Genomic DNA, 21685 nt, shown 5'->3' on the forward strand with positions numbered 1-21685 from the left:
CTTCCAGTAGATCCGGTGTTCCCAGTGGGTCCAGTGCTTCCAGTAGATCCGGTGTTCCCAGTGGGTCCAGTGCTTCCAGTAGATCCGGTGTTCCCAGTGGGTCCAGTGCTTCCGGTAGATCCGGTGATGCCAGTGGGTCCGGTGATGCCAGTAGATCCAGTGATGCCAGTGGGTCCAGTGCTTCCAGGAGATCCGGTGCTTCCAGTAGATCCGGTGTTCCCAGAAGGTCCGGTGCTTCCAGTAGATCCGGTATTCCCAGTGGATCCAGTATTCCCGGTAGGTCCGGTGCTTCCAGTAGCCCCATTTTCTACTAAGACAATATAATCTGGAGATACATTAGGAAATCCTTGAGGTGCATCCTTTTTTACAACATAGCCGCTGCTCGTATAAGTAACAACTTGTCCGGCTTTATAGTTTGGAGCGGCTGCAAGACTAAAGGCGGTAGTACTTTGTAAACCAGCTCCTGTACCCCCAGTAGCGCCGGTAGCTCCAGTGGGTCCGGTGATGCCGGTGGGTCCGGTGATGCCGGTGGGTCCGGTGATGCCGGTAGGTCCAGTGATGCCAGTGGATCCGGTGATGCCAGAAGGTCCAGTGATGCCGGTAGGTCCGGTGATGCCGGTAGGTCCGGTGATGCCAGTGGGTCCAGTATTCCCGTTAGAACCACTGGGGCGTCTGCCATCGCAACTAAAACAATTACGTGGGTACATGTATGTTCTCCTTTCTATATTTTGAAAATCTAGTTTTTAAAATAGAACTACTATATGTATATTAGGAATTCTATATTTTTGTGTGGTTGATTGTATTGTGTGTCTAGATTTTAACAGTAGGGTGAAAGTGTATTATATATCGAATTTTTTTCTATTTTAAGTTTAGTAAAAAGAGATAGCTAAATTAGCTATCTCTTTAAAAATTTATAACCACCATTTTTCCTGTGGAACCAAAGTAACATCCACTTCAAAATTCTCTTTAAACCAATCATACATCAATGTTTCTTTCACTTACTACATACATTGTATATTGTTCATAATTTTCTGTATATATTTTTAAAGAAAAATGGTGGTACAATATATGAAGGATACGAGAGAGGATGAACATTAACATATGTACGTTACTGTAACAGAAGCAGCATATAAAAAAATTATGGATACGATTCCAAATGAAGCGAAATATATAAAGTTATTTTACGATAATGAAGGTTGCGGTTGTGTAATGAGCGGAATTATCGATTTAGTAGCTGTAGCAGAAAAAGATGAGCGCGATGTGGATATCGAATCTAGCACAATGAATTTTATCGCAGATCGCACAAAGCTTGTATTTATGGATGATAAGTTAACAGTTGATTGGCATGAAGGTGGAGGGACGTTTCAGCTGAAGAGCCCGAGCCAGTTTTATAATCCAAATATGAAGTTACACGTTCGAGTGTAGTAAAAAAAGGTGGTTCCAAAACGTATTTTGGAACCACCTTTTTTATTGTATAAGTCGCTATTATTGTCGTTTTTTGTTGATAAGTCGATATATTTAAAAAATCGCTGATATAATTCGAGTTGCGCCGATATATTTTGAAAATCGCTGATATAATTCGAGTTGCGCTGATATATTCAGAAAATCGCTGATATAATTTCATGCACCAAAACGTTTCATACAATACAAAGATTTTTTCACATAATGAAATGTACATATGATTGAATTTTCTGTATAATTGTTTTTGCGGAGGGGATACGCATGAGAAGATGGGGAATTGAGTTATTAATTTTAGCAGTCGTTATTATTTGGGGGATTAATTTTACGATTGCGAAATATGGACTTTTAGAATTTACAGCAATTGAGTTTACTGCACTTCGGATGATATCGGCGGCACCGCTTATGTTACTCCTTACATTTTTTATTGAGAAGTCGGTTTATATGGAGAGAAAAGATATACCTAGATTAATTATCGTTAGCGTTGTAGGTATTGTACTGTATCAAACGTTATTTATGGAAACTGTTAAATATACATCCGCTACCAATGCCTCTTTACTCATTTCTATTTCACCTATTTTTACAACTGTATTTGCGATTTTCTTGAAACAAGAAAAGTTTTCTTCTCGAAAGCTTATCGGTTCTATCGTTGCTTTTTGTGGTGCAGCATTAGTTTTAGCAGCGGGACATTCACTTGTTAGTTCCTTTTATGGAAATGGGATTGGACTCATTACATCAATATGTTGGGGGCTTTATCCTGTTTTAGCAAGTCCATTAATTAAAAAATATTCAGCGCTACGTGTTACCGCATGGTCAGCACTAGTTGGCGCTATTCCACTCTTGCTTTTAAGTGGACCATACGTATTTATAATGCCATTTCACATTACACATGGAATAACACTATTCGCTTTACTATATTCTATTTTCTTTGTAACAGTATTTGGTTTAGTGATGTGGTATGTTGGTGTACAAAAAATTGGAGCGTCACATACGATGGTATATATGTATATAACGCCACTTGTAGCTGTTTTATTTGCAGCTGTATGGGCAAATGAATATGTATCGTTTCAACAAATAATCGGTGGAATTATTATTTTCTTCGGTTTATGGTTTGTGAAATCGGAGAAAGTAAAAGTGCATTCTACTGCAGGGGAACCTATATCAAAATAGGAAAACAGATCACCTATGATCTGCTTTCCTATTTTTTTATTTTTGGTAAGAAGATGAGAAATAAGATAGCAGTAATAAGAGGAATTAAGTTTAAAAATGGAATACGGAAGAGTGTGATAAGAATAATACCCGGAAGAAGGACACCGAGGACAGCGTAGAAAATACTATGGTTTTTCGTGTACCAATACAATGAAAGTCCAATAAGTGCAGGGATAATGAGGTGAATGAGAGCCATTAAAAAATAAATCATTAGACGCCCCCTTTATTTGTGTACTTATTACATCATATCCGTATGTTCATAGATTGATATCAATTTTTTCATAAATGGACGAAAAATGTTTGAAAAAACGTCACAAATTATGAAAATATGATGTTTAAAATCTTGTATAATATTATTTTCTAAAAACATTTAAACAACATAAACATACCGTTTATGTTGTTTTTTATTTGAGTGAAATGGGTTTAAGTAGTATGAACTTGAAAGAAGTCTTTTGTTGGATAGATAAAAATTACTGAAGAAGAGGAGAACAGCATGATTAGTATGTCGTTAAGGTCGTTTAAAATTCAATCGTATTATATACTAGGTTTTCTTTTGCTAGGCTGGATGGTAACACCGTTTTCAGCACATTTTTTAGGTGCAGGAATTGGACTTATTGTAAGTATGTATTGCGTGTGGCTTTTAGGGAGACGAATTGAGAAGCTTGGAGATAGTATCGTAAAGAAAACGAAAGCACCGACGCTCGGTATGTTTAATCGTTTTGCGGCTGCTATTTTGGGCGCTATTATTATGTACGAAATTGAGCACCATATGGTTATGTGGGCATTTGCAGTAGGGATTATGGGCGGTTATTTTTTAATCGTCGTTAACTTAGGTTATTATAGTATGAAAGATGAAAAGGAACTAACCAAAAGATAAAAAGCCTCTTTTTAGATGGAATAGAGGATCTAGCGAGGGATATATCCGTAAGTTATATGTGTAAAAATGAATTTACCCTGGAATAAGGGATCCGGCGATGAATAGTACAATAGGAAGCGAAACTTTTCATAAAATACAGGTTTCTGCTTCCAATAAGTTAACATAAAATCACGTAATAGTATGACTTTTATGTTCTTTAAAAAAGTTGGATATAATACAAAAAACTATTCCGGTAATTAGAATAATATATTTTATCGTTTCACTTGTATGCTCAAATAAATTAACGTTAAGCATTACAAGTCCCCAAAACATTTGGAACGCTCCGTAACTGAATAAAATTTTTCCTGTACGAGAAAAATTTTTCATAGGTTTCACCCCTTCCTATATATGTAAATTATATCATAAAAAACTAAAAATAAATAAATATAAAGTGAAATTTCTGTAAATTAACAAACTAAGTCACAGATGAAGAGAGTAACGTTTCACTTTATATAAGATATAGAAAGAAGCTTACGTAAAAAACGTAAGCTTCTTTTTTATGTAAGTGTGTGTAACCGTTAAGCCGCATTGGGTTTTGTCGGTGAGTACGCGAAACTTTACGGTTACACGACACTTATTCATATGAGTAAAGGGTTATTCCAACAGAAAGTTTGCACTTAAGCGATTGGGCCGCCTAAGTTAATAATGTCTTCAGATACGCTGTCGAACTTTTTGAAGTTAGCTTTGAATTCATTTGCAAGTTCGATTGCTTTTGCTTTGTAAGCAGCTTTATCAGCCCAAGTTTGTTCAGGCATTAACACTTCGTCAGGTACACCTGGTACGTGAAGTGGAACTTCAAGACCGAAGATGTCATGTTTAGCTGTTTCAGTTTTTGCAAGTTCACCGTTTAATGCTGCTTGAATCATTGCACGAGTGTAGCCTAAGTTCATACGTTTACCAACGCCGTATTCGCCACCAGTCCAGCCAGTGTTTACTAAGAATACTTTCGCATCGTGTTTCTCGATTTTTTCACCAAGCATTTCAGCATAGCGAGATGCATCAAGTGGTAAGAATGGTGAACCGAAGCAAGTTGAGAATGTTGCTTGCGGAGATGTAACGCCGCGCTCTGTTCCTGCTAGTTTACTAGTGTAGCCACTTAAGAAATGGTACATAGCTTGTTCTTTTGATAATTTGCTGATTGGAGGCAATACGCCAGATGCATCAGCAGTTAAGAAGATAATTGTATTTGGGTGTCCTGCAACACTTGGCAGTACGATATTGTCGATCGCATGCATAGGGTATGCAGCACGAGTATTTTCTGTTAAAGTAGTATCGTTATAGTCTGCGATACGCGTTTGGTCATTAATGATAACGTTTTCTAAAACGGATCCAAATGTGATTGCATCGAAAATTTGTGGTTCTTTCTCGTGAGAAAGGTTTACACATTTCGCGTAGCAACCGCCTTCAATATTGAATACACCGTTATCAGACCAACCATGCTCATCATCACCGATTAATTTACGGTTTGGATCAGCAGATAATGTTGTTTTACCTGTTCCAGATAAACCGAAGAATAGTGCTACGTCGCCTTCTTCACCTACGTTTGCAGAGCAATGCATAGAAAGGATATCTTGTTCAGGTAATAAGAAGTTCATAATAGAGAAGATTGATTTTTTCATTTCTCCAGCGTATTCTGTACCACCAATTAGTACGATACGTTTTTCGAATGAAACCATAATGAATGCTTCAGAGTTTGTACCGTCAACAGCTGGATCAGCTTTGAAATTCGGTGCAGAAACAATTGTGAACTCTGATTCATGAGTTGTTAATTCTTCTTCAGTTGGACGAATGAATAATTGATGTACAAATAAATTGTGCCATGCATATTCGTTAATAACTTGAATTGGTAGGCGGTAATTGCGGTCCGCGCCTGCAAATCCTTTGAAGACGAATAACTCTTCTTTTTCTTTTAAGTATTCTAAAACTTTCGTATATAATTTATTAAAATGTTCTTCAGAAATCGGTTGATTCACAGCTCCCCAAGCAATTTTGTCAGCAACCGATGCTTCTTTCACAATAAATTTATCTTTAGGAGAACGTCCTGTATATTTTCCAGTTGAAGCAGAAACGGCACCAGTCGAAGTTAATTTCCCTTCATTTCGCATTAATACTTTTTCCACTAATTGCGGAACACTTAGTTGAATCTGTGCATTGCTTCCGTTCAATAATTCGTGTAAACCAATTTGGACATTCACAGTACTCATATTTATATACCATCCTTTTCATTTAATGAAATATTTCTCGTAATCCCCAACAAGAGTATAACACAATTATATAAATAATGTATACTATTTATTTCTTTTTGTTTGTGTGAATACATTATTTCCTTATTAATATTTCATTTTAGGCGCATTGAGAAAAACTTTCACGAAAATGTGAATATTAATTGACAAATGAATATCATTTCTTTAGTATAGGTTGGGACGGATACTCTCTTATCCCGAGCTGGCGGAGGGACAGGCCCGATGAAGCCCAGCAACCTCACTTGTAGTGGTAAATACAGGTGAATAGGTGCTAAAACCTGTGCGAGGCTACAGGTCTCGAACGATAAGAGCGAAGGGCAAAAAGCAGTATGCAAGTAGCAAATTAAACCTTTCCTCTATGTAAAGTGGGAAAGGTTTTTCTGTATGCTTGTGGGAGAATAAATGTATGTCGCAGTTTGTGGCAAATTAAGGATGAGTTCCGTACAATATATACAATTACTGTAGGGAGGTTTACCACATGACAAAAAAACGTCATCTGTTCACATCTGAGTCTGTAACTGAAGGACATCCAGATAAAATTTGTGACCAAATTTCTGATTCAATTTTAGATGCGATCTTATCAAAAGACGCAAATGCACGTGTAGCTTGTGAAACAACTGTAACAACTGGTTTAGTATTGGTAGCGGGGGAAATTACGACTTCTACTTACGTAGATATTCCAAAAATCGTTCGTGAAACAATTCAAGGCATTGGTTACACACGCGCAAAATACGGATTCGATGCAGAAACTTGTGCAGTTTTAACATCTATCGATGAGCAATCTGCTGACATCGCTATGGGTGTTGACCAAGCGCTAGAAGCACGCGAAGGTCAAATGACTGACGCTGAGATTGAGGCAATTGGTGCAGGAGACCAAGGTTTAATGTTTGGTTTCGCATGTAATGAAACACAAGAGTTAATGCCGCTTCCAATCTCGCTTGCTCACAAATTAGCTCGCCGTTTAACTGAAGTACGTAAAAATGATACATTATCATACCTACGTCCGGATGGAAAAACGCAAGTTACAGTTGAGTATGATGAAAATGGTAAACCAGTACGTGTTGATACTATCGTAATTTCTACACAACATCACCCAGATGTTACATGGGAAGAAATCGATCGCGACTTAAAAGAGCACGTAATTAAAGCTGTAGTACCAGCAGAATTAATCGATGGAGAAACGAAATTCTTCATTAACCCAACTGGCCGCTTCGTAATTGGTGGACCACAAGGTGATGCTGGTTTAACAGGACGTAAAATCATCGTTGATACTTACGGTGGATACGCTCGCCACGGTGGCGGTGCATTCTCTGGTAAAGATGCAACGAAAGTTGACCGTTCTGCAGCATATGCAGCTCGTTATGTTGCGAAAAACATCGTAGCAGCTGGTCTTGCTGAAAAAGCAGAAGTACAACTTGCATACGCAATCGGTGTAGCACAACCAGTATCAATTTCAGTTGATACATTCGGCACTGGTAAAGTATCTGAAGACGTACTAGTAGAACTAGTTCGTAACAACTTCGATCTTCGCCCAGCTGGTATTATTAAAATGCTAGACTTACGTCGCCCAATTTACAAACAAACAGCAGCTTACGGCCACTTCGGACGTACTGATGTAGATCTAACATGGGAACGTACAGACAAAGCTGCAGCTTTAAAAGAGCAAGCTGGTCTATAATATATGAAAAAAAGCTTTGCGCAGTGAGCGCAAAGCTTTTTTATTTTGTTTTACTTACAATTTGAATGCATGAGTTACAATACACTTCGCCATCTAGCTCAATATACTTTTTCATATTCGTCATACCATTTGCCGGAAAGGGCATATGAATCCATGCTTTTTCATATGTTTGTATTTCTTTTTCACATGATTTACAAAGGGTGGGTTTCTTACCGAACATAGATAATCATCCTTTCATTTGACGTGCTTTACCTGCGCAAAAGGCACTGCTTAGTAAAAATAGTGTTGCGAATATAATACTTACTAATGTAGCGTATGGAATTGCGCCTTTTAGAGAAAAGCCGACAGTGATGGAAGCGATAAATAAGAGGATGAATGTTGTTGTTAGTTTTTTATAAAGTTCCATATTGAATAAATCTCCTTATTAAGAAATTTTTGCATAGCATCATCTATCTGGTATATATGTGGAAATTATTCCTGTAGAGTGAGTAGTACCACCAGCACGTACGTAAGTGTGGCTTAATTGTAAACCTAAATTTCCCACAGTATTTGAAGTTCTAATTTTCGTATTCATTTGAGCTGTTTTTGGTACAGGGTTAAATAGGTTTTTCTCCAGCGTCCAACTGCCATAGTTTTCACTTAATGATGAGTTACTGTTTATACTGAATCCAGTTAAATTTCGAAAAAGGAATAGTGGAAGCATAGTGGAATCTGGTTCATAATTTATTAACTTTTGAGATGAATAAGGTACAGATAATTGTGTATTCCAGCTTATAAAAGGTGGATTTATAACTGTGTTTTTAAGAGTATGAGATGCTGTAATATCCCAAAAAGATCCTATTTTTCCGTTAATATCCGCGTCAGAACTGTCTTGACTAAATGTAATAGTTGTTGTTAATTTAGCTCCAGAATAAAGAGAGTAATGATAACTTCTACTTGCTTGAAAGGACTCAGTAGTATATGCAGTGGAGTGTGCATTTTTTTCTAAAGTGTGTATACTTTCTTTTTGAATTGCTTCTATGTTTTCTGTTTTCGCTTCTGAGAAGTAATAGTCTCTATAGCTGATTTTGTTTATATAATAATTAGATACAGCAAATAAATATAAATTTGTTTTTGGAGAAGATTCTAAGATGTTTGTTTTAATTGGATTACCGTTATTATGATAGAGCTGAATTTCAGCAGATTTTGTTGTAAGTAGGGGATTTAATTTTTGATCAGGCGTATTTTTGTCTTCACTCCAAGTTGTTTTGTTTACGGGTATAACATTCGTATGTTTTTTTTCAGCATGAACGGTAGAAGAAAAGCATAGCCCTAATAAAGAAATGAAAAATAATAATTTTGTATAAATTGTACTATTTTTCATATTTAACTCCTTTAATTCGGTGTTGTTTCCATACAAAATCTACAAGGTAGGCAAGGGCAAGTGGAATGACTGTACTAGTCAAATAGTAACGAATACCACCATCAGTCATAAGCACATATAATTTTAAAAAGTTAATATGAAATCCGTAAGCGATGCATTGGAAAAGGGATAATATAATTAGGAATGGTATAATGGGTACGTATCGTTTCATATTTTGAATCATGTAAAGCTCCTTTAGATGGATAAATATACTTTTATTGTATCATATTGGATTCTTTAGTTTATACATAATTTTAAAAAGTTAAATGAGAGGGAAGATGAAAAATGAGCGTAACCGAACATAAAAAACAAGCGCCAAAAGAAGTGCGCTGCAAGATCGTAACAATCTCCGATACACGTACAGAAGAGACAGATAAGAGCGGACAACTATTACATACATTGTTAAAAGAAGCAGGCCATACAGTAACATCTTATGAAATTGTAAAAGATGATAAAGAAAGTATTCAGCAAGCGGTGTTAGCTGGTTATCACAGAGAAGATGTTGATGTCGTGTTAACAAATGGTGGTACTGGAATTACGAAACGTGATGTGACGATTGAAGCGGTATCAGCGTTATTACATAAAGAAATTGTCGGGTTTGGTGAGTTGTTCCGCATGATTAGTTATTTAGAAGATATCGGAAGCAGCGCAATGTTAAGTAGAGCGATAGGTGGCACAATTGGGCGCAAAGTTGTCTTTTCCATGCCAGGGTCTAGCGGAGCAGTTCGTCTTGCGATGAATAAATTGATTTTACCGGAATTAGGTCATATTACATTTGAGCTACATCGACAATGAGTAAGTGGGCTGGAATTGTATTAGCAGGTGGTATGTCGAGTAGATTTGGTGAGCCGAAAGCGTTAGCGAGTTGGCAAGGTAGTACGTTTATTGAACATATTGTGAAAGTGATGACAAATGCGCTTCAAGAAGTTGTAGTCATTAGTCATTCGGATCTAAAAGAGCGAGTAGAGCAACTCGTACAAGTTCCTGTTATAGAAGATATTCCGCATTATAGAGGAAACGGCCCACTTGCTGGAATTGTATCAGGAATGGAATACATAGAAGCAGATTGGTACGCTATTATGCCATGTGATGCGCCAAATGTTTCGCATGAGTGGTTTACCATTTTATTAGAAAAAACAAGCAATGAATATGATGCGATTGTACCTATTATTAATGGAAGAAAACAACCGTTACTTGCAGCGTACCATAACCGCGTGAAAGAAAAGATTTATGCTTTGCTTCAAGAAGAAAAAAGAAGTATGGGTCAGCTTTTATCACAATGTAATGTGAAATACATTGCTGGTGAAGATGTACAAGCAAATGCGGATTGGTTTATAAATGTGAATACGAAAGAAGAATATGTGCAGGCTCAAAAAGACCTTTCAAATGAATGAAAGGTTTTTTTGATATACAGAAATTGGGGAACAATTACTGTATAAAGGTATGTGAGTAAGTTGATTTTAAGGGGAATCTCTTAAAATCACTATACAGTTAAAATACTGTATAACCATATATTAATTTTTATGGGTTTTTATTACAAGTCTGTTTAGTTATGTATCTTTTTGTTATAATGAATATAGAAATAAAGTGATACTTCACCTTATGTATCATTTAGTAAACTAAAATTTATAACTGTGTAATAAACTCCCTCCGTTTTTGAAGGGAGTTTTTCTGTTTAAGCGAGTAATTCTGATGCGGTGTTCTGAAGGACTTCTTCATATTGGTCAAGTAACCCACGAAAAATCTCATCCCAGCTTTTGGTTTTCGCATAAGACGAAGCCGCTATGCCCATTTGTATAAGTTGCTCTTCATTTTGCAGTAAAGAATAAATGGATGATAGAAATGCGTCCTCGTTTTTGGGTGGACAAAGAACTCCCGTTTTTCCATCAGTAATAATATTTTTAACTCCGCCACTATTTGCACCGATGACAGGTGTACCGCATGCAAGTGATTCGAGTACGACATTTCCGAACGTTTCAGTAGCGGATGGAAATACCATGATGTTAGAACAAGCATACGCTTCAGCTAAATCCTTACCTTGTAAATATCCAGTAAAAGTGACATTTGTTTTCGGAACAGCTTCACGCAAATTTGTTGCTAGCGGACCGTCTCCTGCGATGAGCCAATGAATGTCGTTTTGAGTATGCGTCGTTTTTACGATAAGGTGTTGCAATGTATCAATGTCCTTTTCAGGAGCAATCCGTCCAATATAGGAAAGGACGGACTTCGCTGTAATATTATATTTTTTTCGGAATAGGTCTGTATTGTAAGCTGGATGAAAGAGATTGCAATCTACACCGCGTCCCCAAATAGAGAGAGCTTGAAAGCCTTTATGTTTTAATTGATGTAATGTTTCAGGAGAGGGAACGAAATTTTTTTGCATATGACTATGAAACCATTTTAAATAGTTCCAAAGCATATTGGAGAGAAATTCAATTTTGTAATAGCGTAAATAAGCATCGAAATCAGTATGATAAGAACCGACAACTGGGATGTTTAACTTTTTTGCATAATACAATCCACAAAGTCCCATGTTGAAAGGTGTAGCAATGTGAATCATGTCAGGTTTAAAGGAGAGAAGTTCTCGTCTAATGCGCGGAGTAGGAAAAGAAAAGCGACATTCTGGATATAATATTGTTAATGGGATACTTCTCATCTTGTTCACATTCGCTACGAAATTATCTTCAGCTGTATGCTGAGGGGCGAAAACAGAATAGGCGATTTTTTCTTTCTGAAAATATCGTGTTAACCGCTCTAACGTTTTCGCAACCCCGTTCACTTGTGGTGTAAAAGTATCGGTAAAAATGGCGACTCTCATCATATCACTCCTTTATGTGAAAAGTGGGATGAATTGATAAAAAGAGATGATGCCAGAGCAAGTGCCGAGGCACATACCGACAAATACATCAGATGGATAGTGGAGCCCTAAATAAATGCGCGAAATACCGACGCATAATGCTAACGGTAATAGGAAAATAAGTAAGTTTGGATTATAGCAAATAAATGGAATAAAGACAGAGAAAACGGCTGTTGTATGACCAGACGGGAAAGAGTGGTCTTGTAATGGATGGACTGGATATTTTGCATCCTGAATTGTTAAATAAGGACGTTTTCGTGGATACCATCTTTTTAATATTTGCACAGGAATATGGCTAATTGCTAACGAAATAGCAGTTGCAATTGCAGCTTGATGCAAAGTTCCACTTGCAAAAATTAAAAAGAACAGTGTGAGTGCGATAGAGAAAGTCGCGCCACCGATATGAGTAATATTGCTGAAAAAGATATTTAACGTTTTTTGATCAAAGTATCGGTTAATTCCTTTGAAAATGTAACATTCTATTTTATATAATCCACTGACCTTCATGAAAATTCTCCTCCCTCATCTACATATATATGGAGATATTAGCTTTTATTTTAATAAGATTTTGTTGAGGGAGTAATAATGTTTTGTAAAGAAAAAGTTAGATTTTATATAAAAAAAGCTGCCAGTGTTATGGCAGCAGTAAAATCATTTTTGTAGTGATTTATAATATTGGCCTTTTTCAACGTATTGCGTGCGAATTCGCTCCATGTCTTTACGGTCTTCTTCTGTTAACTCACGAACGACTTTCGCTGGACGACCGAAAGCTAACGTGTTTGGCGGGATTTTCTTTCCTTGTGAAACGAGGCTTCCAGCACCGATAAAGGCTCCTTCGCCAATTTCAGCACCATCTAATATAATAGATCCCATTCCAATTAAAGCATCTTTCTTAATATGACAGCTATGTAAAATAACTTGATGCCCAATTGTTACGTCATCTTCTAAAATAAGAGGATATTGCGGGCTTTGATGAAGTGTACATTGATCTTGTACATTTACCCGGTCTCCGATAATTGTTGGTGACACATCACCGCGGATGACTGTATTAAACCAAATACTTGATTCCTCGCCAATTGAGACATCGCCTGTAATGGTAACATAGTCAGCGATAAAAGCACTACTCGCAATTTTCGGATTTTTTTCTTTGTAAGGATATATCATGTAAAGCCTTCCTTTCCTAGAGACTAGTTTCAGTGTACCAAATTATGAAAAAGAGTGAAATGGAGGAGAGCCGTATGTGGAATTATGAAGCTGAAGAAGCAAAGGCTGTAATCGTTATCGTGCACGGCGCAATGGAATATCACGGACGCTATGAAGCCGTTGCGGAAATGTGGAATCATATCGGCTACCATGTCGTGATGGGGGACCTTCCGTCACATGGAACGACTTCAAGAAATAGAGGACATATTGATTCGTTTGATGAATACATAGAGGAAGTTAAATTATGGGTGAAAGAGGCAAGAAAGTATCGGTTACCTATTTTTCTATTTGGTCATAGTATGGGTGGTCTTATTGTCATTCGTATGATGCAAGAAACGAAGAGAGAAGATGTAGACGGCATTATTTTAAGTTCGCCATGTTTAGGTGTATTAGCTGGACCTTCTGCACCGCTTCAAGCTGCCTCAAAAATATTAAATATTATTGCTCCAAAATTGCAATTTGCAACGAATCTTACAGTGGAAATGTCAACTCGTAATCATGAAGTGAGAGATGCGATGGAGAATGATTCATTGTTCTTGCGCAAAGTATCAGTACGTTGGTATAGTGAATTGATTAAGTCTATCGAAATGGCTCATAAGAAAATAAACGATTTTCCAGATGTTCCGCTCTTGCTAATGCAAGCATGTGAGGATAAACTTGTAGATAAAATACGTGTCCGCACTTGGTTTGATAATGTTAAAATAAGTGATAAGGCTTTTAAAGAATGGCCGAATTGTTATCATGAGTTATTAAATGAGTATGAGCGCGACGAAATTTTGAATTATATTCAGTCATTTACTGAAATACGCATCAATAACATAATAGAAACAAATAAGTAAATTATTTGTACATTGAATAGAGGAGATGAAGGAAGAAGTGAACGTACCGAGTAATCCCATAACGCTCATGGCGAAAGTATACCGTGATGTGTTTCCGGTTGTACACCATGAGCTAGCGATGTGGAAAGAGCGTGCCTACCATATTCCGAATGATGAGCTTCATAGTCAGGCAATCGCAAGTATTGAGCATAAAACGTTTCATTGCGAAGGCGGTGGCATTTTAGCACTATTAGCAAATGAACACCGTGAGGAATGTATTCGTTTTATCGTCGCATATCAAACGATTAGTGACTACTTAGATAATTTATGTGATCGCAGTACATCACTTGATCCGAATGATTTTGCCGCGTTGCATGAATCTATGTTAATGGCATTATCACCTGAAGTAGAAGGTGGCGGTAATTATTATCGCTATCGTGATGATCAAGATGATGGTGGTTATTTAGATGAACTTGTTGAAACATGCCAAGATGTTTTAAAGAAAACGAAGCACTATGACAAAATTGCTCCTATTCTTCATGAACTTGCTTGTTATTATTGTGATTTGCAAATTCATAAACATGTGAAATTAGAAGAAAGAGAACCACGATTACAAACATGGTTTGAAGCACATAAAGAAAACTTACCTGAGATGAGTTGGTTTGAATTTTCAGCATGTGCCGGTTCTACTCTTGGAATCTTCTGTCTTGTAGCATATGCTTTTCATGATGAATTACATGATGAAGATATTGCGAAAATTAGACAAGGATATTTTCCTTACGTACAAGGACTTCATATCTTACTTGATTATTTCATTGATCAGGAAGAAGACCGTATAGGTGGAGATTTAAATTTCTGTAGTTATTACGAAAACGAGCAAGTGATATTAGATCGTATGAAACATTTTGTAGAAGAAGCAGAGAAGAGCATTGGTGACTTGCCTCATGCGAAGTTTCATCGCCTTATAAGCCGAGGATTACTTGGTATTTATTTATCAGATCAAAAAGTATCAGCACAAAAGAATATGCACAAAATGGCACGGCGCATTGTAAAATACGGGGGCCTCACTTCACGATTCTTCTATTGGAACGGGAAGATGTACCGAAAGAAAACAGCGCAGTGATGAAGAAAACCACTCATGTAGAGTGGTTTTTTGTTATAATATGGTAAAGGTGGTGTCGGAAATGAAGCGATTGTTTCAAAAGCTATATGACAATATTGAGGTAACGTTACTCGCGCTACTTTCCGTTTCATTTGTAACTGGAATGTATATGATGATGAATAGGCCAAGTGGTCCTACTATGATGGATTATGTGCCACAAGTAATAATTGGCGCAATTATTATAGTAGATATTGTCTTTTTAATAAGTGGTAGAAAAAAAGAAAATAGTAAATAAAAAGCATTTGTACACGGTAGTACAAATGCGTTTTCATTATGATCGTATTTTTGAAAAGATATATATAAGAAGTTCAACCGCAAAAATAACTAACACAGACAGTCCAAATAAAGGCATGACAGCGCCTAGTATAACCATCATGATAAAGAAAACGATTATGCCTTTCTTATCTTTTTGCTTTGGCGGTGCTGCTAATTTTCCTTTCGGTTTTCTTGCTAACCACATTTTTATTCCGTAATAAATGAGAAGTAGTAGAGATAATGTCGTTAGTAAGCATAATATTTTATTGGGCCATCCGAATAAATGACCTTCGTGAAGCGGGATACCGTAAGTGAACCATTGTGCAAGTAAGCCATAATCACGATAGTCTGTTTTGGAAATGAGCTCTCCGCTATATTGATCAAAATAAGCTGTTATTTCTTCATTTGGTGCAACATGCATACCTGTAATACCGGAACCGCTTGATTTCGAAACAGTGAACACACCTTTTGGATCAGCTGGTAGTGAAATAACATATGGTTTCTTTATTTTAATTCCTTTTTGCAATTCATCGACAGAAATTGCTTTCGGTTCATTTGAATTCGATTCAGGAGGAGCTTCTTTTCTTGTTGCCCACGGTAATTCTTTTACCTTTGATTCAGGCGGCGCCATATACAATTTCGGATATCCGAGTGATTCATTTGATGATGCAATTTTATAAATTTGGTTACCCATAAATCCTGACCACGGCAATCCAGATGCAACTAACAAAACGAGAGGAATTGTAAATATAATACCGATAATAGAATGACGTCGTTTTGCTTTTTCTCGCTTATTGGATGCCGGTGTGTTTTTGAATTGGCGTATACTCATGTACAACCCAGTTACAATTAAGAAGATTGTCCAACATGCCGCAAGTTCTACAGTATAGTTAACGACAGTGCCACCAACTAAAAGAGAACTATGTAATTCCCGCATGATATTGGCAAACGTTTCACTTGCGTTTTGATCCCCAACAATTTGATTATTATTATCTAAATACACATATTTTTGTTGCCCAGTATACTCATTTGCAATCGTAAGTCTCGTATTATAATCCCCATTAAACTCACTAATTTTCGCCACACTATAATGTGGATATTTTTTCTCTGTTAAGGAAATAGAATCAGCCATCGAAATAGATTCTGTTTGAGCACTCTTCCCAAAATATAAATCTTTATAGATGAAATCCTCAACCTCTTCCCGAAATAAATACCCAATTCCGCTCAGTGACAACGTAATAAGAAGCGGCGTAATAAAAAGCCCAGCATAAAAATGCCAACGCCAAAAAATGTAATGAAGCGAACGATTTACTTTCATACTTTCAGTTCCCCTAACCTTCCCTATATGAATAACTACTTATTTAATATAGCGAGATTAAGTGTGGATACTTTGAAAGAATTGTGAAGAAAGTTAAAAGTTTTGGGGATTTTTATTGGCGAGACATACAATAAGTAATGCAAAGCTTAGTTGAATGAATCAGCTCTTCATCTCCTTTTTGTAGCCTGATTTGAAGCGCTTTTTGAAAACAAGTAAGGGCGGTGTGGAAGTCACCCTCATCTAATTTGCTTTTTCCATAATGTTGGTAGAAGAAGTCTTTATAAGTAGGAACGTTCGGCAACATATGTTGAAGCTCGGTAAAAAGTGTATTTGCCGTATGGAAATTTTGTTCCCAATGATATGTATGTGCGAGACGAAGTTTGTTAATAAAAATCCCTTGGATGTTGTCTGTTTGTGTGTAATATTCAATGGCCTCCTGTAAGTAATACTTACTGTCAGAAAGGTTGCCAACGATTCGTTCATAAACACCGATTAATCCGCAGTTTTTTCCGTATAACGATTCTTTATGTAAATGTTCTTTCACAAATACAATCCCTTGCTTCATTTCAGCAAGGGATATAGGCTTTTCTCTAAGATTTTCATCAAATGTGTATCCCATTTCAAAAGGTATATTCATTTGGACCCCCTTATATTTTCTACATACATCCTAACAATTGCTTTTGCAAGACATTGAGAGGAATCAACAAAATCCTCACTCGCCACCACATTCAAATCGGTACATGCGATAATTGCCGTATCAACTTCCTCTCTCAATTTTAAAACGAGCGCATTCCACAATTCACGAGCTTCTTCAATCTCTCCAGATTTAATCCAAGTAATAATTTGATTAATCATTTCCTGCCATGTTTCATGATGAATGTACTCTATATCACGTTTTGTAATCTCATCTTGGTAAATCCCAGCTTGAACAGTTGCTTCTGTTGCAAGAAGAGCGACTCTTTTTGCAGTTTCAGGAATCGTTTTTAACGTTTCATCAACTATATTCAAAATAGGAATAGAAAGAGAACGCTGTAATTCTTCAAAATAAAGATGCGCTGTATTACACGGCATAGCGATAAAGCTTGCGCCAGTACTTTCAAGTTTTTGTGCTCCTTTAATAATCGCTTTTTTCATCGCTTCGTGATCAATAGGGCGATCCATGTAAAACGGGGTTGGGCACGAGTAAATCATCATATGAGGAAAGTCCATATCATGCTTTGCTCCGTATATTGTTTGGCACTCTGCTACAACTGTATCAACGAATGGCCCAGTTGATTTTGGCCCCATTCCTGCTAGTATTCCGATCATTGTTTCGTCTCCTTTACTATGTAATTAAAAACGTTTTTTGCGAACGATAAAAAGGAATAAGGTAAATAATAAAAATGAATATACGATAGCCCAAGCTGTTAGCCATAAAGTGTGAGTCAGTATATTATATTTGTATTGTCCAAGCATTAGAAAGCTTTCGACAGGTGGTAAAAACCATAGTAACTCTTTTTTAAAACGGATAGAGGCGATCGTTATAAGTAATATGAATGTAAGACTAAGCCAAGCGGTGCTTGCTTTTGGAATCATATTTCTAGTAAATAAAGATGCGATTGAAGTTCCAAGTATAGAGAAAGACATATGAGCGAGAAATCCGACTAAAAATAAAGAAACTGTCATTTTTTCATTAAACATTTGCAAAATAATTGGGTAGATTACGGATATAAAAGATAAAACAGTACAAATGAGAAGAGCTGTAATATATTTCCCTACATATAGTGCGGAAATATTATTTGTGTGAGAAATCGTAATTTGTTCTTGTACAGGATCTTCCGTATGAAAAATTGTGACCGTAATCCAGGCAGATAATAAATAAAGCGCGAGAGCTGTTTCTAAATATGTCGGTACAATAGGAGTCGGTTTATATGCATATACAAAAAGTAAGCTCATGAAGTACATCGCAATAGGAGGGACGTACTTATACGATTTTGTATAGTCGAGAAAGTGATAACGAATAAGAGCAAACATAATAAACCTTCTTTCGATTTAAAAGTTAGGTTGTAGCAGTGTGATAGATGCTTTTTTATGTAATAAAAACTGAAGTATGTCATTTGTATATTCTTTTTCGATGTGCAATTGAATAAGGTTTTGATTTGAATTGTGTGCAACGTGTATAAAACCGGATTGTTTTTGTAGTTCTATCGCTGAAAATGTTTCGTGAACAATTGCTTCAATATAGACTTGTTCTGCTCCTTTTTGTGCAGAGATATTTTCTGTGATTGTATGATTTGCTAACTTCAAAATTCTATCAGCGAAGTTTTCTAATAGTTGTTTTTCGTGACATGTAAATAACACGGATATACCTTGTTGTTTTAATGAGAGTAAAATATGTTCTAATTCTTGCTGAGAGTTAGGATCGAGCCCAGAAAGCGGTTCGTCTAAAATTAATAAATGTACGTCCGTAAGTAACGCTTGCATAATGCCTGTTTTTTGTTTCATACCTTTTGAAAAGTTTCGTACAACGGAATGTCTTGCATGAAGTAAATGAAACCTTTCAAGAAGCAGCGGAATTTTATCTTTTACATATTTTGTTGATAAACCGTGAATGCGGCCGAGATGAAATAGATAATCCTCTAATGTAAAACGAATCCCTTCAGGAAAATGTTCAGGTACATAGCCGATTTGTATATGTTCTTTCCTTTGAATTGTCCCTGCCGTATGTGAAATAAAGCCTGCAATTATTTTGAGTAGAGTACTTTTTCCAGTCCCGTTCCCGCCAACAATGGCGAGTGCTTCTCCTTCTGGAATGGATAAATCAATGTTGTCTAGTATAAGTGATTTGCCATACTTCTTTTGAATTCCCTTTAGTTCTACTAGCAAAGTTCTATCCTCCTATACAGTGTATATATCCATTATATAGGAGAATAACAAAAAGACGTGCAGTAAGTGCACGTCTTTTTTTGTTATCTTTTGTCGAATCGTCGCTATATTATCGTTTCTCAATTGCCACAATAAATGGCGGGTTATTTTGTTGGTTAATGAAGCCGTAGCGCAGTACGTGTGCTTGTTTTTGGTCTAATTCTTCGGCAAATTTGAGAACAGCGTCCCGTTCTACTTGTCCTTCTGGATGTCCGTGGTAAATAACAAGGACGATGATTCCTTCTGGTGCCATTACTTCTAGTAATTGTTCGATCGCTGAAATTGTTGAGTTCGGTTTTGTAACGATATGCTTGTCTCCGCCTGGAAGATAACCTAAGTTGAAAATTGCGCCTGTTACTTTTCCTTTTGCATCTTCTGGTAATACGGATAGAAGTGTATCGTGACTATCGTGAACTAAAATAGTGCGTTCGAAAAGTTCTTTTTCTTTTAAACGGGTCATCGAGCTTTCAATTGCTTCTTTTTGAATATCAAATCCAAATACTTTTCCGTTTTCTCCAACGATTTCAGCTAGGAAGCAAGTGTCATGTCCATTTCCTAAAGTTGCATCTACAGCGTAATCGCCTTCTTTTACTGCCGTTTGCAGAAGCGAGCGAGCAAACGGTAATACACGTTCTAATTTCATTTTTGTTTCTCCTCATTTGCATATTTTCCTTGCCAGCTTCCGCGGCGTACAAATTCTGCATCGATGGAATTTAATACTTCCCATTTATTTAAGCTCCACATTGGGCCGATCATTAAATCAGGTGGACCGTCACCTGTGATGCGGTGCACAATTACGTCTTCAGGAATAATTTCAAGTTGGTCAACAACGAGACTTACGTAATCCTCAAGAGAAAGGAACTCGAGTTGTCCTTTTTCATATTGTTTTACCATTGGCGTTCCTTTTAATAAATGAAGTAAATGAATTTTAATTCCTTGTACGTCAAGCTTTGCTACTTCGCGAGCTGTTTTCATCATCATGTCGTAATCCTCAAGTGGAAGACCGTTAATAATATGAGAGCAAACTCTAATGCCATGCTTGCGTAATTTATTTACACCTTCCACATAAGAAGGATAATCGTGAGCGCGGTTAATAAGGTTTGCAGTACGTTCATGAACAGTTTGTAGTCCGAGTTCAACCCAAAGGTATGTGCGCTTATTTAAGTCCGCTAAATATGCAACGACATCGTCTGGTAAACAATCTGGGCGAGTCGCGATAGAAAGACCAACAACGTCTTTTTCAGCTAGAAGCGGTTCGAATTTTTCTTTTAACACTTCAAGTGGTGCGTGTGTATTTGTATACGCCTGGAAATAAGCGATACATTTTCCGTCTTTCCACTTTGAGCGCATTTTTTCTTTCATTTCATGATATTGCGTTATAACATCATCGCGGCGATCGCCAGCGAAGTCACCAGATCCGGCAGCACTACAAAATGTACAACCGCCATAAGCAACTGTACCGTCACGGTTCGGACAATCGAAGCCAGCATCTAATGAAACTTTAAAGATTTTTTCACCAAATTCATTTCGTAAATGGTAATTCCATGTATGATAACGTTTATTGTCGTTTGTATATGGAAAAGGGTTTTGGACCTTCATTACTTTCCCTCCTAAGCCGAGTCAAAATGAAACAAAATCCATTATAACATACTCATAAGGTTCATATGGAAGGGACACACTAAAGGGGAATTGAAGCAAGGAGGGACAATTATGGCAGAGCGTCAATCACTTGAATCGTATATTACACAAGCGGAACAAGCTGTGGAATATGCGAAAGAACAATTAGACCAAGGTATGAGACAAGAGCATTACAATACGATGGAGTATTCGGATGCGCAGTTAAAATTAGAACAAGCATATAACGATTTACAAACGATGCAACAACATGCGAATGATGAGCAACGTGAGCAATTAAATAGAGCACGCATGGCAATTCGCCAACTGCAACATCAAATGATTATTACACCGCACTAAGAAGGAGTGAATGTAATGGCGAAACGTTCAGATCAAAATAACCCAGAGCAAAAAACGCAAAATGGACATAACGCTGAATTTTCAAATGAGCTTGATCCAGTTGTTCAAGTAAAACAACGCAACAGTAAAAAAGGACAACCTCAAAGATCAAAGCAATCAGAGTAAACCAGGTCGCAATATGACCTGGTTTTATTTTGCTATATGACAATAATGTAAGATTTCTGTAAGGTTTGTCGATAGTTGTAAGATAACATCTCTAGTAGAGTAAGGGAGGATTAAATTTTGGAC

Annotated in this window: 29 protein-coding genes and 1 riboswitch; of the genes, 11 read left to right on the forward strand and 18 right to left on the reverse strand. The window is 36.9% G+C overall.

Annotated elements, in window-relative coordinates; translation table 11 throughout:
- Positions 1-707, reverse strand: a 707-nt coding sequence (locus FH036_RS27515; protein WP_483861240.1) for a collagen-like domain-containing protein, incomplete at its 3' end; no start/stop codon positions are given.
- Positions 708-1101: 394 nt separating this feature from the next.
- Between FH036_RS27515 and FH036_RS25890 the strand changes: the two genes are divergently transcribed.
- Complete coding sequence (locus tag FH036_RS25890; RefSeq protein WP_000289565.1) at positions 1102-1425, forward strand: iron-sulfur cluster biosynthesis family protein; 324 nt, start codon at positions 1102-1104, stop codon at positions 1423-1425.
- Between the two features lie 297 nt (positions 1426-1722).
- The gene (locus FH036_RS25895) at positions 1723-2628 is read left to right on the forward strand and encodes a DMT family transporter (RefSeq protein ID WP_138320909.1); all 906 of its coding nucleotides are present in this window, start codon (positions 1723-1725) and stop codon (positions 2626-2628) included.
- Positions 2629-2656: 28 nt separating this feature from the next.
- Here FH036_RS25895 and FH036_RS25900 read toward each other — a convergent pair whose 3' ends face one another.
- Positions 2657-2878 (reverse strand): hypothetical protein, encoded by a 222-nt coding sequence (locus FH036_RS25900; RefSeq protein WP_000639042.1) that lies wholly within the window; start codon positions 2876-2878, stop codon positions 2657-2659.
- A gap of 282 nt (positions 2879-3160) precedes the next feature.
- Between FH036_RS25900 and FH036_RS25905 the strand changes: the two genes are divergently transcribed.
- Positions 3161-3544: an ATP synthase subunit I gene (locus FH036_RS25905; protein WP_000624920.1), complete on the forward strand. Its 384-nt coding sequence runs from the start codon at positions 3161-3163 to the stop codon at positions 3542-3544.
- 168 nt (positions 3545-3712) lie between these two features.
- On the opposite strand, the gene FH036_RS25910 is transcribed toward FH036_RS25905, so the two are convergent.
- Positions 3713-3910 carry a hypothetical protein gene (locus FH036_RS25910; protein WP_138320911.1) on the reverse strand — a complete coding sequence of 66 codons (198 nt, stop codon included), beginning with the start codon at positions 3908-3910 and terminating at the stop codon, positions 3713-3715.
- A 290-nt stretch (positions 3911-4200) separates the two neighbouring features.
- Positions 4201-5787, reverse strand: a complete 1587-nt coding sequence (gene pckA / locus FH036_RS25915) for a phosphoenolpyruvate carboxykinase (ATP) (protein ID WP_000108802.1) — start codon at positions 5785-5787, stop codon at positions 4201-4203.
- A 228-nt stretch (positions 5788-6015) separates the two neighbouring features.
- Positions 6016-6137: riboswitch (SAM riboswitch) on the forward strand.
- Positions 6138-6304: 167 nt separating this feature from the next.
- On the opposite strand from pckA, the gene metK reads away from it, so the two are divergent.
- On the forward strand, positions 6305-7504 hold the full coding sequence (gene metK, locus FH036_RS25920; protein ID WP_000163127.1) for a methionine adenosyltransferase: 1200 nt from the start codon (positions 6305-6307) through the stop codon (positions 7502-7504).
- A gap of 40 nt (positions 7505-7544) precedes the next feature.
- On the opposite strand, the gene FH036_RS25925 is transcribed toward metK, so the two are convergent.
- From FH036_RS25925 to FH036_RS25940, 4 genes are read right to left on the reverse strand one after another with little or no spacing between them, the layout of a single operon-like run.
- The gene (locus FH036_RS25925; protein ID WP_000467126.1) at positions 7545-7724 is read right to left on the reverse strand and encodes a hypothetical protein; all 180 of its coding nucleotides are present in this window, start codon (positions 7722-7724) and stop codon (positions 7545-7547) included.
- Between the two features lie 6 nt (positions 7725-7730).
- Positions 7731-7910, reverse strand: a complete 180-nt coding sequence (locus FH036_RS25930; RefSeq protein ID WP_000424797.1) for a hypothetical protein — start codon at positions 7908-7910, stop codon at positions 7731-7733.
- Between the two features lie 39 nt (positions 7911-7949).
- Complete coding sequence (locus FH036_RS25935) at positions 7950-8867, reverse strand: hypothetical protein (RefSeq protein WP_139896377.1); 918 nt, start codon at positions 8865-8867, stop codon at positions 7950-7952.
- Positions 8857-9090: a hypothetical protein gene (locus tag FH036_RS25940; protein ID WP_139896379.1), complete on the reverse strand. Its 234-nt coding sequence runs from the start codon at positions 9088-9090 to the stop codon at positions 8857-8859. Before FH036_RS25940 ends, FH036_RS25935 begins: the two co-directional genes overlap by 11 nt.
- A gap of 101 nt (positions 9091-9191) precedes the next feature.
- On the opposite strand from FH036_RS25940, the gene FH036_RS25945 reads away from it, so the two are divergent.
- Positions 9192-9701: a MogA/MoaB family molybdenum cofactor biosynthesis protein gene (locus FH036_RS25945; protein WP_000117140.1), complete on the forward strand. Its 510-nt coding sequence runs from the start codon at positions 9192-9194 to the stop codon at positions 9699-9701.
- Entirely contained in the window at positions 9698-10300 is a 603-nt protein-coding gene (locus FH036_RS25950; RefSeq protein ID WP_139896382.1) for a molybdenum cofactor guanylyltransferase, read from the forward strand. The genes FH036_RS25945 and FH036_RS25950 overlap by 4 nt, the downstream gene beginning before the upstream one ends.
- 281 nt (positions 10301-10581) lie before the next feature.
- Here the strand turns inward: FH036_RS25950 and FH036_RS25955 are convergent, their stop codons facing one another.
- From FH036_RS25955 to FH036_RS25965, 3 genes are all read right to left on the reverse strand, one after another.
- Positions 10582-11724 (reverse strand): glycosyltransferase family 4 protein, encoded by a 1143-nt coding sequence (locus FH036_RS25955; RefSeq protein ID WP_139896384.1) that lies wholly within the window; start codon positions 11722-11724, stop codon positions 10582-10584.
- Between the two features lie 12 nt (positions 11725-11736).
- Complete coding sequence (locus tag FH036_RS25960) at positions 11737-12270, reverse strand: phosphatase PAP2 family protein (RefSeq protein WP_000868587.1); 534 nt, start codon at positions 12268-12270, stop codon at positions 11737-11739.
- A gap of 144 nt (positions 12271-12414) precedes the next feature.
- A complete protein-coding gene (locus FH036_RS25965; RefSeq protein WP_000640195.1) occupies positions 12415-12927 on the reverse strand; it encodes a gamma carbonic anhydrase in 513 nt (170 codons plus the stop codon).
- A 74-nt stretch (positions 12928-13001) separates the two neighbouring features.
- On the opposite strand from FH036_RS25965, the gene FH036_RS25970 reads away from it, so the two are divergent.
- The 3 genes from FH036_RS25970 (at position 13002) to FH036_RS25980 (ending at position 15181) form a co-directional block, all read left to right on the forward strand.
- A complete protein-coding gene (locus FH036_RS25970; RefSeq protein WP_042514590.1) occupies positions 13002-13805 on the forward strand; it encodes an alpha/beta hydrolase in 804 nt (267 codons plus the stop codon).
- Between the two features lie 37 nt (positions 13806-13842).
- The gene (locus tag FH036_RS25975; protein ID WP_001102457.1) at positions 13843-14907 is read left to right on the forward strand and encodes a tetraprenyl-beta-curcumene synthase family protein; all 1065 of its coding nucleotides are present in this window, start codon (positions 13843-13845) and stop codon (positions 14905-14907) included.
- Between the two features lie 61 nt (positions 14908-14968).
- Entirely contained in the window at positions 14969-15181 is a 213-nt protein-coding gene (locus FH036_RS25980; protein WP_000825353.1) for a hypothetical protein, read from the forward strand.
- 36 nt (positions 15182-15217) lie between these two features.
- Here FH036_RS25980 and FH036_RS25985 read toward each other — a convergent pair whose 3' ends face one another.
- The 7 genes from FH036_RS25985 to mnmL all read right to left on the reverse strand — a co-directional run bounded on the left by FH036_RS25985 (position 15218) and on the right by mnmL (position 21022).
- Positions 15218-16519, reverse strand: a complete 1302-nt coding sequence (locus FH036_RS25985) for a PepSY-associated TM helix domain-containing protein (protein WP_138320923.1) — start codon at positions 16517-16519, stop codon at positions 15218-15220.
- 112 nt (positions 16520-16631) lie between these two features.
- Complete coding sequence (locus FH036_RS25995) at positions 16632-17156, reverse strand: hypothetical protein (protein WP_138320925.1); 525 nt, start codon at positions 17154-17156, stop codon at positions 16632-16634.
- Positions 17153-17827, reverse strand: a complete 675-nt coding sequence (locus FH036_RS26000; protein ID WP_138320927.1) for an aspartate/glutamate racemase family protein — start codon at positions 17825-17827, stop codon at positions 17153-17155. Before FH036_RS26000 ends, FH036_RS25995 begins: the two co-directional genes overlap by 4 nt.
- Positions 17828-17851: 24 nt before the next feature.
- Entirely contained in the window at positions 17852-18532 is a 681-nt protein-coding gene (locus FH036_RS26005; protein ID WP_138320929.1) for an ABC transporter permease, read from the reverse strand.
- Between the two features lie 18 nt (positions 18533-18550).
- A complete protein-coding gene (locus FH036_RS26010; RefSeq protein WP_138320931.1) occupies positions 18551-19384 on the reverse strand; it encodes an ABC transporter ATP-binding protein in 834 nt (277 codons plus the stop codon).
- 109 nt (positions 19385-19493) lie between these two features.
- Positions 19494-20066 carry a tRNA 5-(aminomethyl)-2-thiouridylate-methyltransferase MnmM gene (gene mnmM, locus FH036_RS26020; protein ID WP_139896386.1) on the reverse strand — a complete coding sequence of 191 codons (573 nt, stop codon included), beginning with the start codon at positions 20064-20066 and terminating at the stop codon, positions 19494-19496.
- Positions 20063-21022, reverse strand: coding sequence for a tRNA modification radical SAM protein MnmL/YtqA (mnmL, locus tag FH036_RS26025; protein ID WP_000868022.1), 960 nt, complete (start codon positions 21020-21022; stop codon positions 20063-20065). The genes mnmM and mnmL overlap by 4 nt, the downstream gene beginning before the upstream one ends.
- Positions 21023-21133: 111 nt before the next feature.
- On the opposite strand from mnmL, the gene FH036_RS26030 reads away from it, so the two are divergent.
- A complete protein-coding gene (locus tag FH036_RS26030; RefSeq protein ID WP_000840868.1) occupies positions 21134-21397 on the forward strand; it encodes a YtzC family protein in 264 nt (87 codons plus the stop codon).
- Positions 21398-21412: 15 nt separating this feature from the next.
- Positions 21413-21562 (forward strand): hypothetical protein, encoded by a 150-nt coding sequence (locus tag FH036_RS26035; RefSeq protein WP_001129345.1) that lies wholly within the window; start codon positions 21413-21415, stop codon positions 21560-21562.
- The last annotated feature ends 123 nt before the right edge of the window (positions 21563-21685 follow it).

Origin of the sequence: Bacillus sp. CD3-5 (genome assembly GCF_006349665.1) — a bacterium.
Taxonomy (GTDB): domain Bacteria; phylum Bacillota; class Bacilli; order Bacillales; family Bacillaceae_G; genus Bacillus_A; species Bacillus_A paranthracis.

Bases quoted from the DNA above. Each gene is read 5' to 3' on its own strand.
- FH036_RS25890 (WP_000289565.1), top strand. From the start codon at position 1,102: ATGTACGTTACTGTAACAGAAGCAGCATATAAAAAAATTATGGATACG.
- FH036_RS25895 (WP_138320909.1), top strand. From the start codon at position 1,723: ATGAGAAGATGGGGAATTGAGTTATTAATTTTAGCAGTCGTTATTATT.
- FH036_RS25900 (WP_000639042.1), bottom strand. From the start codon at position 2,878: ATGATTTATTTTTTAATGGCTCTCATTCACCTCATTATCCCTGCACTT.
- FH036_RS25905 (WP_000624920.1), top strand. From the start codon at position 3,161: ATGATTAGTATGTCGTTAAGGTCGTTTAAAATTCAATCGTATTATATA.
- FH036_RS25910 (WP_138320911.1), bottom strand. From the start codon at position 3,910: ATGAAAAATTTTTCTCGTACAGGAAAAATTTTATTCAGTTACGGAGCG.
- pckA (WP_000108802.1), bottom strand. From the start codon at position 5,787: ATGAGTACTGTGAATGTCCAAATTGGTTTACACGAATTATTGAACGGA.
- metK (WP_000163127.1), top strand. From the start codon at position 6,305: ATGACAAAAAAACGTCATCTGTTCACATCTGAGTCTGTAACTGAAGGA.
- FH036_RS25925 (WP_000467126.1), bottom strand. From the start codon at position 7,724: ATGTTCGGTAAGAAACCCACCCTTTGTAAATCATGTGAAAAAGAAATA.
- FH036_RS25930 (WP_000424797.1), bottom strand. From the start codon at position 7,910: ATGGAACTTTATAAAAAACTAACAACAACATTCATCCTCTTATTTATC.
- FH036_RS25935 (WP_139896377.1), bottom strand. From the start codon at position 8,867: ATGAAAAATAGTACAATTTATACAAAATTATTATTTTTCATTTCTTTA.
- FH036_RS25940 (WP_139896379.1), bottom strand. From the start codon at position 9,090: ATGATTCAAAATATGAAACGATACGTACCCATTATACCATTCCTAATT.
- FH036_RS25945 (WP_000117140.1), top strand. From the start codon at position 9,192: ATGAGCGTAACCGAACATAAAAAACAAGCGCCAAAAGAAGTGCGCTGC.
- FH036_RS25950 (WP_139896382.1), top strand. From the start codon at position 9,698: ATGAGTAAGTGGGCTGGAATTGTATTAGCAGGTGGTATGTCGAGTAGA.
- FH036_RS25955 (WP_139896384.1), bottom strand. From the start codon at position 11,724: ATGAGAGTCGCCATTTTTACCGATACTTTTACACCACAAGTGAACGGG.
- FH036_RS25960 (WP_000868587.1), bottom strand. From the start codon at position 12,270: ATGAAGGTCAGTGGATTATATAAAATAGAATGTTACATTTTCAAAGGA.
- FH036_RS25965 (WP_000640195.1), bottom strand. From the start codon at position 12,927: ATGATATATCCTTACAAAGAAAAAAATCCGAAAATTGCGAGTAGTGCT.
- FH036_RS25970 (WP_042514590.1), top strand. From the start codon at position 13,002: ATGTGGAATTATGAAGCTGAAGAAGCAAAGGCTGTAATCGTTATCGTG.
- FH036_RS25980 (WP_000825353.1), top strand. From the start codon at position 14,969: ATGAAGCGATTGTTTCAAAAGCTATATGACAATATTGAGGTAACGTTA.
- FH036_RS25985 (WP_138320923.1), bottom strand. From the start codon at position 16,519: ATGAAAGTAAATCGTTCGCTTCATTACATTTTTTGGCGTTGGCATTTT.
- FH036_RS25995 (WP_138320925.1), bottom strand. From the start codon at position 17,156: ATGAATATACCTTTTGAAATGGGATACACATTTGATGAAAATCTTAGA.
- FH036_RS26000 (WP_138320927.1), bottom strand. From the start codon at position 17,827: ATGATCGGAATACTAGCAGGAATGGGGCCAAAATCAACTGGGCCATTC.
- FH036_RS26005 (WP_138320929.1), bottom strand. From the start codon at position 18,532: ATGTTTGCTCTTATTCGTTATCACTTTCTCGACTATACAAAATCGTAT.
- mnmM (WP_139896386.1), bottom strand. From the start codon at position 20,066: ATGAAATTAGAACGTGTATTACCGTTTGCTCGCTCGCTTCTGCAAACG.
- mnmL (WP_000868022.1), bottom strand. From the start codon at position 21,022: ATGAAGGTCCAAAACCCTTTTCCATATACAAACGACAATAAACGTTAT.
- FH036_RS26030 (WP_000840868.1), top strand. From the start codon at position 21,134: ATGGCAGAGCGTCAATCACTTGAATCGTATATTACACAAGCGGAACAA.
- FH036_RS26035 (WP_001129345.1), top strand. From the start codon at position 21,413: ATGGCGAAACGTTCAGATCAAAATAACCCAGAGCAAAAAACGCAAAAT.